Genomic DNA, 14,069 nt, shown 5'->3' with positions numbered 1-14,069 from the left:
ATGTATTGAAAAATCTTTATATAATTACATATTTGTTTGTGTCACAACAACGGTATTTGATCCCGTTTGAGTTATGTTACTTCTATTTCCTGATCCACCCACAAGATTTGTTTGTGTCACAGTAGCTTTATTATTTGCATCTCCCCCAAATAAATCACTTTGCGTTATATTAGAAGTATTATGCTCTCCATTTTGTATAACATAAGCTTCATTCGTATAAGGATCTCCTGAAGTTCCTGGCGCATCTGCATCTTGGGTAATTCGAGAAATATTATCACTTCCTGTTTGATCAATATCAGCAAAATTTAAATCACCCGTTTGCCAAACTCTTGACAATTGATAATATCCGTTTCCAGTTGTTGAAGTACTTCCTGTAGAATCTTGATCTGAACTTGCAACGTTATTATCACCATCCTGATCTATTCGTGAGAAATTGTTACTACTTAATTGATTTATAGTAGCCAAGTTATCAGAACTGTCATTATTATTAAGCCCTTGTCTAACACGTGCTTTATTAATTATTTCGCCAGGTGCATTGGTCTGATTCACATTAGATTGATTACCATCTCCAATTTGTCGCACTCTTGCATCATTTTGCCCAGTTTGATTAACTTGGGAAATTTGATAACTAGCACTTCCCGTATGAAATCCATCTCCTCCATCTTGGTTTACACGTGCAAAATTTGCTCCTGTCTGGGTTACGTATGAATCGTTGGCACCGACTTGATCAATATCGGCACTATTTGTACCACTTTGATTTAAGTCACTGTAATTAACTAAAGTTCCAAAACTTATTTGATCCACAGTAGTATTAAAATTTGCCCCCGACTGATCTACTTCACTTAAGTTAGAAGTAGCAGCCCCGCTTTGCGCATAAACACTTCCTAGAAGTAATAAGGCAGAAATACTTAAAATTATTTTCTTCATAATAGATGGTAATAATTAATAGTTGAATCCTAAAAATTCATAGCAAATTAAAAAATAGGTGTAAGAGAATCTATATTAAATTAATGCTCAAGAACTGAGCATAAAAATTTAGAAAAAAGTAGAACCTGGGACGGTTAGTATTAAACGTTACATTAATACGAAACAAATGTATATCTTTTTTATAAATTCTAAAATACGTACATACACGTACTTTATGAAAAACAACTTATATTTAAATTATATATTTTAAAAATGCGCTCGATAGTTCAAAACGACATAAAAGTGAAAAAAGGGGAGAAAGCCCCCCTTTTTTTATGATAAAAAATAATATTCAGTTTTCAATCTTAGAAAAAATATTATTGATTTTGAGTAATAACGGCTTCATTCATAGCACCCGTTTGAGTTATTGCACCTACATGGTTATTTCCAATTGATGAAATTGTTCCAAAATTATCATTACCAGTTTGAGTAATAGTACCTGTATTTGAAACTCCCATTTGTGTTACTCCTGCAGTATTCCAATCACCATCTTGTAAGATTACAGATCCATTGTAGAGACCACCACTTTGGTTACTTGTAGCAATGTTATCATCACCATTTTGATATGTATCTGATGTTTGAAGATTTCCTACACCTTGAGTTTGAACAGAGCGGTTTCTATTACCTTGTTGTTCCAATTTAGTTCTAGACTGACTAGCTTGTTGAGATTCACCATAGTTATTATCTCCAGCTTGTCTGAAATAACTTGAACCAGCACGACCCGTTTGGTTTTGTAAACTCTCATTCTCATTACCTACTTGATCTACAAACGCAGCATTTGAACCACTCCAGCCATGAACCAAAAATTCACTCTGAGTAATCGTTGCTTTGTTATCATTTCCTAACTGTCCAATACCTGCACTACCAGAACCACCAGTTACACCAACATAACCAGCTTGTGTAATTGTTCCTTCGTTACCATTACCAACTTGAGTCACACCTTCTGCCATCATCGTACCTGATGCACCAGCAGTTCTCCAGCTACCCCATTTAGTAATATTATTCTTAAATCTGTTACCATCAGAAGTTATGGCCGCTGTATTGTCATCACCCGTTTGAGTTACAATTCCAGCATTGTCATTTCCTGTTTGAGTCACAGTTCCAATATTTCCAACTTGAGCAAAACCAACTGTTCCAATTGTTAACGCTATTGCGCTTAAAAGTATTTTTTTCATTATAAATAATTTTTTGTTATAAAAGTTTAAATACGCTATATTACTATAGAGTACGTATTAAATAAAGAAATAAAAACAAAGGGGAGTTTTCTCCCCTTTGTTTAAGCTAAAAATTTTATTGATTTTGAGTAATAACAGCTTCATTCATTGCACCAGATTGAACAATTCCACCTAAGTGGTTCGTTCCATTCGATGTAATCATACCTTCATTATTATCACCCGTTTGAGTAATAGTACCTGTGTTAGTAACACCAAACTGTGTAACTCCTGCTATATTTGTATTACCATCTTGTAAGATTGTAGATAAATTGCTCATCCCTCCACTTTGGTCACTTGTAGCTCGGTTATCATCACCTAGTTGGTACGTATCTGATTTTTGAAGATTCCCTACCCCTTGCGTCTGAAGAGAGTAGTTGTTATTACCTTCTTGCTCTAATTTAGCAGTAGACTGACTATTTTGTTGAGATTCTGCATAGTTTTCATTACCTGCTTGTCTGAAGTAACTATTACCAGCACGACCCGTTTGGTTTTGTAAACTTTCATTCTCGTTACCTATTTGGTCAACAAACGCAGCATTTGAACCACTCCAACCATGAACTAAAAACTCACTCTGAGTGATCGTTGCTTTATTTTCGTTACCATCTTGACCAATACCAGCACTACCAGAACCACTAGTTACACCTACATAACCAGCTTGTGTAATAGTTCCTTGGTTTTTATTCCCTTCTTGAGTGATACCATGTGCCATCATTGTCCCTGATGCACCAGCAGTTCTCCATACTCCATATTTGGAAATATTATTTTTAAAATTGTTTCCTTCAGAAGTAATGGTAGCTGTATTTTCGTCACCCGTTTGAGTAACAACTCCAGCATTGTTATTCCCTGTTTGAGTCACTGTTCCTGAATTTCCAACTTGAGCAAAACTAACCGCTCCAATTGTTAACGCTATTGCGCTTAAAATCACTTTTTTCATAATAGATAAATTTAAAATTGGTTGTAAAAATTTACCAACTCTATACACGTACAGAGTTGGTAGAATTTAAATTAAAGATTTGTTTGAGTTACATTTGCTGTATTACCTCCCATTTGATTACCCATACTTACGTTACCTGGACCAGTGATAGAAACATTTGTTTGCATAACTGTCATTGTATTGTTTCCGTCGGCTCCAGCTAATGAATCTCCTTGAACTAACATAGATGAATTAGAATATCCATTTTGATCGATCATAGCTACATTGCTTATTGGTCCAGCAGTACCCCAACTCGCCGTAGTGCTTTGATCTACAGAAGAATCATTATTCGAACCATCTTGAGCTACATCACTAAGATTCCATCTACCTCTTTGTTTTACTGTAGACTCTTGCTCAAATCCAGCTCCAACAGAAGCAATACCACCATCTGAAGTTTGGTTAGAGATACTTTGATTATGTCCTCCTGTTTGGTCAATAAATACAGAGTTATCATCGTTATTTTGATTTGCAAGCGATTGGTTATTCCAACCTCCTTGCAAAATTCTTGCGTAGTTTCCATCACCAGCACTTGCAGCATTATCTTGGTTTACTATAGAAACATCTGCACTTGCAGGATGTCCTGTGGAGATTTGATCTACATCTATTACATTCCCTACACCATTTTGGTTTGCTGTTGAATAGTTAGTATTCCCATAAATACTAGTACCATTCCCACCTACTTGGTTAATATCAGCCATATTTGAGGTTCCCATTTGATTAACGATAGAGTTGTTGTTACCAACTTGATTTACTTGCGCATCATTTGAAGCTCCATTTTGATCTACATCACTCATGTTTACAAACATTCCTGTTGAAGTTTGGTTTACATCAGCATTGTTAGTTCCTGATTGATCAACCTCAGATACGTTTTGAGCAGATCCTACTATTGTCATTGTTAAAGCGACTGCTGTGAAAATTACCTTTTTCATATTTAGATATATTTAAATTTATATTTTGTTAAAAGCCAGTTTCTAAATGATATAGCAAAAAGCATATTACATTAAGAAACTCTAAAGTATATTTCATAAAAGCAATGAATTTCACCTCTTTAGAAACAAACCTAAAAATTGGGGTGTCAAAAAAATTATGTCTAAAAAAAGCACCAAATTTTAAAAATGGTGCTTAAAAACATCAAATCACACTATAAGTTTTATAGTAGGTTTTGATATTATAAATTAGTTTGCGTAACTGTTGCAGTGTTACCTCCCATTTGGTTACCAGTACTTACGTTTCCTGGACCGGTAATTGAAGCATTTGTTTGCATGACAGTCATTGTGTTGTTACCATCAGCACCAAATAAATCAGCTTGAACTAAAGTAGATGTGTTGTAATATCCATTTTGAGAAATCATAGCTTCGTTACTTTTAGGACCTGCTAAACCCCAAGCAGCTGTAGAAGATTGATCTATATCTGAAGAGTTAATATCTCCCATCTGATCTACATCAGAAAAGTTTCTTCTACCTCTTTGTAATACTACAGATTCCTGTGCATAACCAGCACCTACTGTAGAACCTACAGCACCGTCTGATGTTTGATCACTATAACTTACGTTTGCTGCACCAGCTTGGTCAATATCTACAGAGTTATCGTCACCCGTTTGGTTTGCATACGACTCATTAGCAAAAGCTCCTTGTAACACTTTTGCATAGTTACCATCTCCATTTGTAACAGCATTGTTTTGATTTATTTCTGAAGTATTTCCACTAGCTGGATTTCCTGAAGCAGCAACTTGATCTACATCAATAACGTTACCTGTACCATTTTGGATTGCTAATGAAGTGTTTGTATTTTGATACGTTACACTACCACCATTACCACCTACTTGGTTAATGTCAGCCATATTCATAGTACCCACTTGATCAACTGTAGAACTATTGTTCCCAATTTGGTTTACTTGTGCATCATTTGAAGCTCCATCTTGATCTACATCACTTGCATTAACATAAATTCCAGTTGAAGTTTGATTTACATCTGCATTATTAGACCCCGATTGATCTACATCAGATACGTTTTGAGCATATCCAACTATTGTCATTGCAAATGCTGCTGCAGTAAATATTACTTTTTTCATAATTAATAAGTTTAAATTAATATTGGTTAACATTGAATCCTATTCCATAGTAGCAGTGAAAAAACTGCATAAGAAGTCTCTAGATTAATTGAACATTTTCATTAAACTTATTCAAATCTAGAAAAACAAAAAGCACCAAAAATATTAGGATTGGTGCTTTTTAAAAGCTAAAACACCCTATGGTTAAATAGAGGGTTTATATTAAAAGTTTGTTTGATTAACGGTTACAGTATTTGCACCATTTTGAGAAACTGTACTTACATTACCAGGTCCAGCAACGATGTTCTCTTGTGTTACATTAGCAGTGTTATTAGCAGACATAGTTATCCCGTCCATTTGTAGGATAGTAGACTGATTCATTTCACCTGTTTGTAAAACATACGCCTCATTCGTGTAAGGATCTGCAGCAGGTCCTCCTGCAATTGCATCTTGAACGATATCTGAACGTTGGTTATCTCCATTTTGAGTAACACCAGCGTAGTTTAATGATCCTGTTTGTCCTACGATGTTACCTTGAAGGTATCCCGTTGGATGAACAGGTGCAGCTAAGTTATCTGACGTTTGGCTTGAAACAGAAACGTTTCCATTACCACTTTGAGTAATTCTTGCAAAGTTAGCGTCGTTAGTTTGATCTATATCAGAATTATTTGCTAATCCATCTTGATCTACAGCAGCACTGTTACCTTTTAAATCTGCAGCACCATTTGTTTGATCCAAAGTAGAAACGTTAGCGTCACCCAATTGATCAACAACAGCCATATTCAAATTACCCGTTTGGTTCGCTACTGAGTTGTTTGCTCCTCCTGGTCCAAAAAATCCATCACCACCTACTTGGTCAATATCTGCTGTGTTATTTCCAGTTTGATTTACTGTTGAACTATTTAATCCTGCTTGCTCAATATCTGCAAGGTTAGTTCCTACCTGATCTAAATCACTGTAGTTTACTAATGCTCCCCAACTAGACTGTGTTACATTACCAGTATTTGCTCCAGATTGATCAACTTCACTAACATTTTGAGCAACCATAGTAGCTGCTACGAATAAAAATGCTGATGCACTTAACATTACTTTCTTCATAATTTTGTTTTTTTTAAATTAAATATGTATTAATAAATTGGTTATAAATGTTCACACCATTTACAAAATATAGGGAAGTAAGTTTTTTAAAAGCTTTATAACGGTTATATATATCGCAATTAAAATAATATAAAGTAGAACCTGGGACGGTTATGAATTACTAACTGCTATTATTCATTTAGTAATCTGAATCAAAAATAGATAATTATACAAGATTTATATATACGTACTAACACGTACTAGTGTGATTTTTTAAATATTTGTAGGAAAATTCCTCATTTAAAAATGCTTAATTCCTGTTGTAGGAAAAATATTAAGGGTTGAAATACTCATTTTAACAATTATTGCTAAATGTTAATTTTATGTTAAAAAGAAAAAATAATTTTAGCAGTTTTGTTTAACAAATAATCAAAAACAATCAAAATTAATATTAACTATTTGCAAATCAATACATTATTGAAACCCAATTAATTTCAAAGACAAAATTTATTGAAAATTTAGTTCTATAAAAAAAGTGTAAAATCGATTTGATTTTGCACTTTAAAACCATAGTTTAGAAGAAAGTAATTAAAAATTTGTTTGGTTTACATTTATTGAATTTGCTCCAAATTGATTTACTGTACTCAAATTTCCAGGACCACCTACCAAATTGGTCTCTGTAACACTTGCAGAATTATTAGCATCTACTCCTACAGTATCACTCTGATTAATAATAGACCAATTCATCTCTCCATTTTGAAGTACATTAGCTTCATTCGTATAGGGATCTGCAGCTACACCTCCACCTAATGCTTCTTGTGTCACATCAGATCGTTGGTTGTCTCCATATTGTTCTACTTTAGAGAAGTTATACGACCCTGTTTGATTTACTAAGTTTCCTTGTAAAAACAAAGAGGCATGTACCGGAACAGCAACGTCATAAGTTTGTTGATCTGTATCTGAAACATTATGATCACCATCCTGAACAACCAATGCATAGTTAGCATCATCTATTTGAACTACATCGGATGTATTATTTAATCCATACTGTTTAATATCTGCTTTACTACCCTTTGTATCACCTATATCATTATCTTGAGAAACAATTGAACTTTGTCCATCACCCAATTGTTCTATAAAGGCTCTATTTAAAACTCCATTTTGTACTATATCAGAAGTCTGTGTAATATCAAATCCAGTCCAATGTCCATCACCTCCATTCTGATTAACAGTAGACCAATTTGAGCCTGTTTGTGTGATTAATGAAGAATTTGCCCCGTATTGATTTACAGTTGCAAGGTTAGTCCCTGTTTGAAGTAAGTCACTAAAGTTTACATAGGTTCCCAAAGCAGTTTGATTTACCGTGGCATTATTAGTGCCAGTTTGTGTTGAATTACTAACATTCTCCCCTCCTGAGCTTTGTGAAAAACTAAGCGCGGAAAACAAAAAAGTACAAGCACATAAAAAAAGATGTTTCATAAGAGTAATTTAAATTCGTTAAAACTTGATCAAATTTAAATAGCTAGGGGATAAGTAAAATAAGTATCTCTAAAGGGAATAGAGATTGGAGTAGAAGTTGGGACTTCATTTATGTTACTATCAAATATAAGCTTAATTTTTTATATTACAAATACGTATTAACACTTATTTATTTAAAAAACAATGTGTTACGATTTAAATCAACAAATAAAGCACTTGTCTTACAGAGCGACAAATCAGGTTAAAACAAAAAAAATCGCCTAGCTTACACTAGGCGATTTGTGATTATATATAGGTATCCGTTTATTTTGTAAATAACAATTCACGGTACTTAGTTAATGGCCAAAGCTCATCATCTACTAACAATTCTAATTTATCACAATGGTAACGAATCTCTTCAAAGAAAGGTTTTACATCATCACAATAGGCAATTGCTAACTTTTCAGTATCCTCAATTTTATTTGCTTTTTTACGAGCTTCAATCATATCGGTAATGCCTGAGTTAATTTTTGAAATATGACCGCTAATGTCCTCAATCAATCGCAATTGCTCTCCCGAAAAGTTTTTAAAGTCTTTTCCGTAGATCTCTTTAAGACCTTTTACATTTTTAATTAAAATGTTCTGATACTTAATAGCTGTTGGAATTACGTGGTTTCTAGCGATATCACCTAAGATACGTCCTTCAATCTGAATACGCTTTGCATACTCTTCCAATTCAATTTCGTAACGAGCTTCAATTTCTATCTTACTCATAATACCAAGACCTTCAAATAATTCAACGGTCTTTTTAGAAACTTTCGCTTTTAAAGCAATTGGAGTGGTTTTATTATTACTCAATCCGCGCTTTTTAGCTTCTTTCTCCCATGCTTCACCATACCCATCACCTTCAAAACGAATACGCTTAGAATCTTTAATATACTCTCTAAGCACATTAAAAATAGCGTCGTCCTTCTTCATCTTCTTATCCTTGATCAAAGCATCTACTTTCGCTTTAAAGTCGATTAACTGTTTTGCAACAATGGCGTTTAATACAGTCATCGGATTTGCACAGTTTGCTGTAGAACCTACGGCTCTAAACTCGAATTTGTTTCCAGTAAAAGCAAAAGGAGACGTACGGTTACGGTCTGTATTGTCTAGTAAAATTTCTGGAATCTTACCAACTACATTTAATTTAAGGTCTGTTTTCTCTTGTGGAGATAACTTCCCGTTGGTTACTTTTTCAAGCTCATCTAAAACAGCTGTTAATTGTGACCCAATAAATGCTGAAATAATTGCCGGAGGTGCTTCGTTAGCCCCTAAACGGTGGTCGTTACTTGCACTTGCAATGGTAGCACGCAATAACTCTTCATGCTCATTAACTGCTTTTATCGTATTGATAAAGAACGTTAAAAACTGAAGATTCTTCATTGGAGTACTTCCAGGTCCTAATAAATTAACCCCTGTGTTTGTCGCTAATGACCAGTTGTTGTGTTTTCCGCTACCGTTTACACCTGCAAATGGCTTCTCGTGGAATAATACTTTAAAACTATGGCGCTCTGCTACTTTATGCATCACATCCATTAATAAGGAGTTGTGATCTACAGCAAGATTCGTTTCTTCAAAAATAGGCGCTAATTCAAATTGATTTGGCGCTACTTCGTTATGACGCGTTTTTACTGGAATTCCCAATAACATACATTCCGTTTCTAAATCACGCATGTAATTAAGTGCACGTGCTGGAATAGAACCAAAATAGTGATCGTCTAATTGTTGTCCTTTCGCAGAAGAATGTCCTAATAAGGTTCTTCCTGCCAAACTAATATCTGGGCGAGAGGCTGCCAAAGCACTATCAATTAAGAAGTACTCTTGCTCCCAACCTAATGTTGCAACTACTTTTGTTACATTTTTATCAAAATACTTCGCCACATCTGTAGCTGCACTATCAACCGATTGCAAGGCACGAAGTAATGGTGTTTTATAATCTAATGCTTCTCCTGTATAGGAAACAAAAACTGTTGGAATACAAAGTGTCGTTCCGTAAATAAACGCTGGAGATGTTGGATCCCAAGCAGTATATCCTCTTGCTTCAAAAGTATTACGAATTCCTCCGTTTGGAAAACTTGAAGCATCTGGCTCTTGCTGTACTAATTGTCCACCACCAAATTTTTCGATGGCATGACCATCACTCATTGTTTCAAAAAAAGCATCGTGCTTTTCTGCAGTTGCTCCCGTTAAAGGTTGAAACCAGTGTGTGTAATGCGTTGCTCCTTTAGAAATCGCCCATTCTTTCATACCTGTAGAGATATGATCTGCTATGTGGCGCTCAATTTTAGTTCCTTTTTCAACCGCGCTCATCACACTCTGATAAGAGTCTTTTGTTAGGTATTGGCGCATTGAACCTTCATTAAAAACGTTTTGACCGAAAATAGTAGAACGACGTTCTGGCTCTTCTACATGAACTGTTTTACGGTTTAATGTTTCTTGAATCGCATAAAATCTTAATGTGGACATAGTGTACTTTTTAAGTGTTTTGTAAGTTAAACAGTGCAAAAGTAAATTATTTTTAATAACACCCCCTATTTTTTAACGATAACTTATCAAAAAAAGTGGCTTTTGTCGAGAACACCCCTATTTTTAAAGACGCCTATCCATCGACACACCCAAAGCTTTTTGTGAAATTGTTTTGTATTGCTTTTTTACTTCGGAAAAGGATATAGTTAGACTTCAACGGTAACACCTATACAATATTAACGAGATGCTTCAGAAAGATACGCCTCAAAAAATAGCACATCGTATTACTTCTGAAGCTACTGCATTAGTGTAAACAGAAATAGGCACACGTGGCTTTCCGAAGAAAAAAAAAAGACACCATTAATTTTTTAAAATGAAACAGACTAGCTTAACAACGCCAAACTAATAAAGACTCCGTAAGCAGCAACAATAATAATCCCTTTTACACGACCAATTTCGAAGCGTTTAGGCAAGAATGCCATCGGAATTAAAATCGCGGCAAAACCAAGCATCCAAAAAATATCGCTGGTTAATACCTCGGGGCTTTTCACAAAAATAGGTTGGATAATCGCTGTAATTCCTAGTACGGAAGCGATATTAAATATATTCGATCCTATTAAATTCCCTAACGAAAGTGCTTTTTCCTTTTTCAATGCGGCAATGACAGAGGCTGCCAATTCGGGTACACTAGTACCAACAGCAATCATGGTTACCGCGATAACGCGTTCACTTACCCCCATAGTAACTGCTAATTCTACAGCGCCATCTACCAATAACTCACTTCCAAAATACAAAGTAACAGCGCCAATTAACAACCAAATACTAATTTTAAAACCAGAAACTGTTGCCAAACTATCATCAACACTTTCATCTACGGCTTCTGTTACACGTGCCTTTTTTGCACGGTTAATTAATAGGTATAAGTAAATTACTAAAATTACAAGTAGTCCGACACCTTCCATGCGGGTAATGACCCCTCCGGTTTTTAATATAAAATAGAGCCCTACCGATAGCAACATCATTACGGGCCAATTAAATTTGTAAAAATCCTTATCGATTGCTAATGGAGAAATAATCGCAGTAATCCCTAACACCAACCCAATATTGGCAATATTAGATCCTATTACATTTCCTAAAGAAATATCGCTGAATCCTTCCATCGCAGCTTGAATACTCACCAATAATTCTGGAGCCGAAGTCGCAAAAGAGACTACTGTTAAACCAATCACCATTTTGGAAATATTAAATCGAAATGATAATGCTACCGAAGCGCGAACTAAAAACTCACCTCCTACTACCAATAACGCTAATCCCAAAAAGATAAAAAGTAAACTCATAAAATTAATTTTAGAACACAAATATACTTAATTGAAAACCCATTTACGAAAGAAAGGTTTTGTAAAATTTTACTGTTGAAAACAATACAAAACTAAAAAACAAGTTATATAACTACAAAAATAGTTGTAAAACTGTAAAAATAGTTATACGTTTGAAAGATGGAACAATTAACCAATAAAGAAGAAGAAGTAATGCAAGCGCTTTGGTCGTTAGAAAAAGCATTTGTAAAAGAAATTGTAGCAGCATTGGCAAACGACAATCATTACAATACGGTTTCTACTATTGTTAGAAATCTGGAAGAAAAAGGGTTTGTATCGCACATTGCGTACGGGAAAACACACCAATACTTTCCCATTATCACTAAAGATGCATACGCCAAACGCTTTATGAACATGGCCACCAAACGCTATTTTAATGGAGATTACAAAAACATGGTTTCCTTTTTTGCCAAAGAAGAAAAAATTAGCGCTACCGAACTACGTGAAATTTTAGCGCTCATCGAAAATCCAGAATAATGGACACACTACTCTACTTAGGCAAAGCTTCTCTTATCATCGCACTATTTTATGGTGTATATCAGTTTGCACTTAAAAGAGAAACTTTTTTTACTTTAAAAAGGCATTTTTTGTGGGTCGGAATTCTAGCCGCCATCGCAGTTCCTTTTATTGAGATTACTAAAACCATCTATCGTGAACTTCCTTCACAACTACCTGTTTTTTCTGCGGAATCTTTGCCAACGCTGGTACATACTCCCGAAGAAGCCATTTTGTTTTCGTGGGAGCAGCTTGCCTTCACCCTTTATTTGATGGGTGCATCGTTATTTTTACTTCGGTTTTTAAAACAGTTTGTTTCACTGGTTTCATTTTTACACGGACAGTCTATTACCAAGCAGAACGGCTACTCTTACATTGAAACTTCTTTCGAAACACCTCCTTTCTCGTTCTTCAATTACATTGTGTACAATCCAAATTTGCATACAAAAGAAGACCTCGAAATGATTTTGAAACACGAAGAAGTTCATGCCCTTCAAAAACATTCGATAGACACCCTACTTGCCAACTTGCTTCTTGTGTTCCTATGGTTTAATCCGTTGGCATGGCGGTACAAAAAAAGTATGGAAGAAAATCTAGAATTCATCGCAGATCAAGCAACTGTAGCACAAACAAACGCATTAAAACAATACCAATTGGCACTCGTAAAGGCCTCATCAGCCTCAACAATTACGGGACTTGCCACAAATTTTCATCAATCATTTATTAAAAAACGAATCATTATGTTAAACAAAAGAAAATCACATCGAAACAATACTTGGAAACTAAGTATTATTCTACCTTTTTTAGCGCTCTTTTTATGGAGTTTTAACGTGAAAGAAGTGGTTACATACACCGAAAACACAACTACTTCAGCTTCAGAAGTACCCAAAAGCTCTCCTTCTTTTTCTCCTTCGGAAGCAGCCGTAACTGAATCTAATATTGAAAAGGAAGATGTAAATGCTTCCGAAGAACATTTAGAAGAAAACACCCCTTCAACAAAAGAAACCGCCCCCCTTTCTGAAGGAGTTTCCGATGCAAAAACAGTTAGTTCGACTGCAACATCGTTCCAAGAAATTGTGTTTCAGATCTCCAAAAATTCAACCAAAGAAGAACTTGACGCCTTACAAAAAGAGTTGAAAAGCAAAGGATTTACCTTTAGCTACTCGAATGTTTCGTACAATAGCAAACAAGAGATTATTGCTATCACAATTACCTACAAAGATGCCAATGGAAACTCTGGAAAGTATGGTGTAAGCAGCGACGATCCTATAAACACCATTATTATCGCATCTGAAGGCACTCGCCTTTCGGTACGATCTATCGGAAACTCTAGCACTTCAAACACACAACAAATCACCGTTACGAGCGAAGAACGAGAAGAGAAAAGTGAAAAGATGCGCCAAAAAATGGAACAAAGGCGCGAAGAAATGGAGAAACGTCGTGAAGAAATGATTGAAGCATCTAATAAACGACGTGAAAAATTTGAAGCGAGATCGAACGAACTACGTAAACGATTACAAAACAACGCAAACCATAGAACAGACAGTCTTACCCATCGATTTTCGCAACTCGATACTAGTATTTCAAGAAGGCAATCGGCACGTCAAGACCGATCTAATTTGCACACTAGAACAGCTAGAAGTAGCGTTACTGCTGCGCCAAAAAACACAAAGCAAATTACAAAAACTACTACAGAAGCGGAGCTAAAAGCGTTTAAAAGCGAGTTTAAAGCTGCTGGAATTTCGTTTTCCTATAGTGGCATTAGAAGAAATGACGCTAACGAAATCACCAAAATAAAACTGAAAATTGACAATAATAATGGCTCGGTGGCTTCTTCGACGTATGCAAAAAGCGATGCGCCTATTACTACAATTGTTGTTGGTGCAGATGAAAATGCGACACTGTTATCAACAAGAGATCAATAATATAGATTAAAAAAAGAGCTGTGC

Annotated in this window: 11 protein-coding genes; 2 read left to right on the top strand and 9 right to left on the bottom strand. The window is 35.2% G+C overall.

All coding sequences use genetic code 11. The features are described 5' to 3' along the window. Positions 1-24: 24 nt before the first annotated feature. From BLQ00_RS11270 to BLQ00_RS11230, 9 genes are all read right to left on the bottom strand, one after another. Positions 25-927: a hypothetical protein gene (locus tag BLQ00_RS11270; protein WP_093144349.1), complete on the bottom strand. Its 903-nt coding sequence runs from the start codon at positions 925-927 to the stop codon at positions 25-27. Positions 928-1,283: 356 nt separating this feature from the next. After that, positions 1,284-2,141 (bottom strand): hypothetical protein, encoded by an 858-nt coding sequence (locus tag BLQ00_RS11265; protein WP_093144347.1) that lies wholly within the window; start codon positions 2,139-2,141, stop codon positions 1,284-1,286. 115 nt (positions 2,142-2,256) lie between these two features. After that, the gene (locus tag BLQ00_RS11260) at positions 2,257-3,114 is read right to left on the bottom strand and encodes a hypothetical protein (RefSeq protein ID WP_093144345.1); all 858 of its coding nucleotides are present in this window, start codon (positions 3,112-3,114) and stop codon (positions 2,257-2,259) included. A gap of 71 nt (positions 3,115-3,185) precedes the next feature. Further along, the gene (locus BLQ00_RS11255; protein WP_093144343.1) at positions 3,186-4,082 is read right to left on the bottom strand and encodes a hypothetical protein; all 897 of its coding nucleotides are present in this window, start codon (positions 4,080-4,082) and stop codon (positions 3,186-3,188) included. A gap of 239 nt (positions 4,083-4,321) precedes the next feature. Further along, complete coding sequence (locus BLQ00_RS11250; protein WP_175445439.1) at positions 4,322-5,224, bottom strand: hypothetical protein; 903 nt, start codon at positions 5,222-5,224, stop codon at positions 4,322-4,324. A 201-nt stretch (positions 5,225-5,425) separates the two neighbouring features. After that, positions 5,426-6,301, bottom strand: a complete 876-nt coding sequence (locus BLQ00_RS11245; RefSeq protein WP_093144339.1) for a hypothetical protein — start codon at positions 6,299-6,301, stop codon at positions 5,426-5,428. Between the two features lie 567 nt (positions 6,302-6,868). Next, complete coding sequence (locus BLQ00_RS11240; protein WP_093144337.1) at positions 6,869-7,759, bottom strand: hypothetical protein; 891 nt, start codon at positions 7,757-7,759, stop codon at positions 6,869-6,871. A gap of 303 nt (positions 7,760-8,062) precedes the next feature. Continuing rightward, on the bottom strand, positions 8,063-10,249 hold the full coding sequence (locus tag BLQ00_RS11235; RefSeq protein WP_093144336.1) for a glutamine synthetase III family protein: 2,187 nt from the start codon (positions 10,247-10,249) through the stop codon (positions 8,063-8,065). A 383-nt stretch (positions 10,250-10,632) separates the two neighbouring features. Beyond that, a complete protein-coding gene (locus BLQ00_RS11230; protein ID WP_093144334.1) occupies positions 10,633-11,586 on the bottom strand; it encodes a calcium/sodium antiporter in 954 nt (317 codons plus the stop codon). A gap of 159 nt (positions 11,587-11,745) precedes the next feature. On the opposite strand from BLQ00_RS11230, the gene BLQ00_RS11225 reads away from it, so the two are divergent. Together BLQ00_RS11225 and BLQ00_RS11220 are read left to right on the top strand one after the other, a co-directional pair. Then, positions 11,746-12,102, top strand: coding sequence for a BlaI/MecI/CopY family transcriptional regulator (locus tag BLQ00_RS11225; protein ID WP_093144332.1), 357 nt, complete (start codon positions 11,746-11,748; stop codon positions 12,100-12,102). After that, positions 12,102-14,045 carry a M56 family metallopeptidase gene (locus BLQ00_RS11220; protein WP_093144331.1) on the top strand — a complete coding sequence of 648 codons (1,944 nt, stop codon included), beginning with the start codon at positions 12,102-12,104 and terminating at the stop codon, positions 14,043-14,045. Before BLQ00_RS11225 ends, BLQ00_RS11220 begins: the two co-directional genes overlap by 1 nt. Positions 14,046-14,069: the final 24 nt, after the last annotated feature.

It is taken from the genome of Ulvibacter litoralis (genome assembly GCF_900102055.1).
Classification (GTDB): domain Bacteria; phylum Bacteroidota; class Bacteroidia; order Flavobacteriales; family Flavobacteriaceae; genus Ulvibacter; species Ulvibacter litoralis.
This window is presented reverse-complemented; position numbering and strand designations above follow the sequence as displayed.

Excerpts from the sequence above, each read along its gene's own strand:
- BLQ00_RS11265 (WP_093144347.1), bottom strand. The coding sequence starts at position 2,141 with ATGAAAAAAATACTTTTAAGCGCAATAGCGTTAACAATTGGAACAGTT.
- BLQ00_RS11255 (WP_093144343.1), bottom strand. The coding sequence starts at position 4,082 with ATGAAAAAGGTAATTTTCACAGCAGTCGCTTTAACAATGACAATAGTA.
- BLQ00_RS11245 (WP_093144339.1), bottom strand. The coding sequence starts at position 6,301 with ATGAAGAAAGTAATGTTAAGTGCATCAGCATTTTTATTCGTAGCAGCT.
- BLQ00_RS11225 (WP_093144332.1), top strand. The coding sequence starts at position 11,746 with ATGGAACAATTAACCAATAAAGAAGAAGAAGTAATGCAAGCGCTTTGG.
- BLQ00_RS11240 (WP_093144337.1), bottom strand. The coding sequence starts at position 7,759 with ATGAAACATCTTTTTTTATGTGCTTGTACTTTTTTGTTTTCCGCGCTT.
- BLQ00_RS11220 (WP_093144331.1), top strand. The coding sequence starts at position 12,102 with ATGGACACACTACTCTACTTAGGCAAAGCTTCTCTTATCATCGCACTA.
- BLQ00_RS11270 (WP_093144349.1), bottom strand. The coding sequence starts at position 927 with ATGAAGAAAATAATTTTAAGTATTTCTGCCTTATTACTTCTAGGAAGT.
- BLQ00_RS11260 (WP_093144345.1), bottom strand. The coding sequence starts at position 3,114 with ATGAAAAAAGTGATTTTAAGCGCAATAGCGTTAACAATTGGAGCGGTT.
- BLQ00_RS11250 (WP_175445439.1), bottom strand. The coding sequence starts at position 5,224 with ATGAAAAAAGTAATATTTACTGCAGCAGCATTTGCAATGACAATAGTT.
- BLQ00_RS11230 (WP_093144334.1), bottom strand. The coding sequence starts at position 11,586 with ATGAGTTTACTTTTTATCTTTTTGGGATTAGCGTTATTGGTAGTAGGA.
- BLQ00_RS11235 (WP_093144336.1), bottom strand. The coding sequence starts at position 10,249 with ATGTCCACATTAAGATTTTATGCGATTCAAGAAACATTAAACCGTAAA.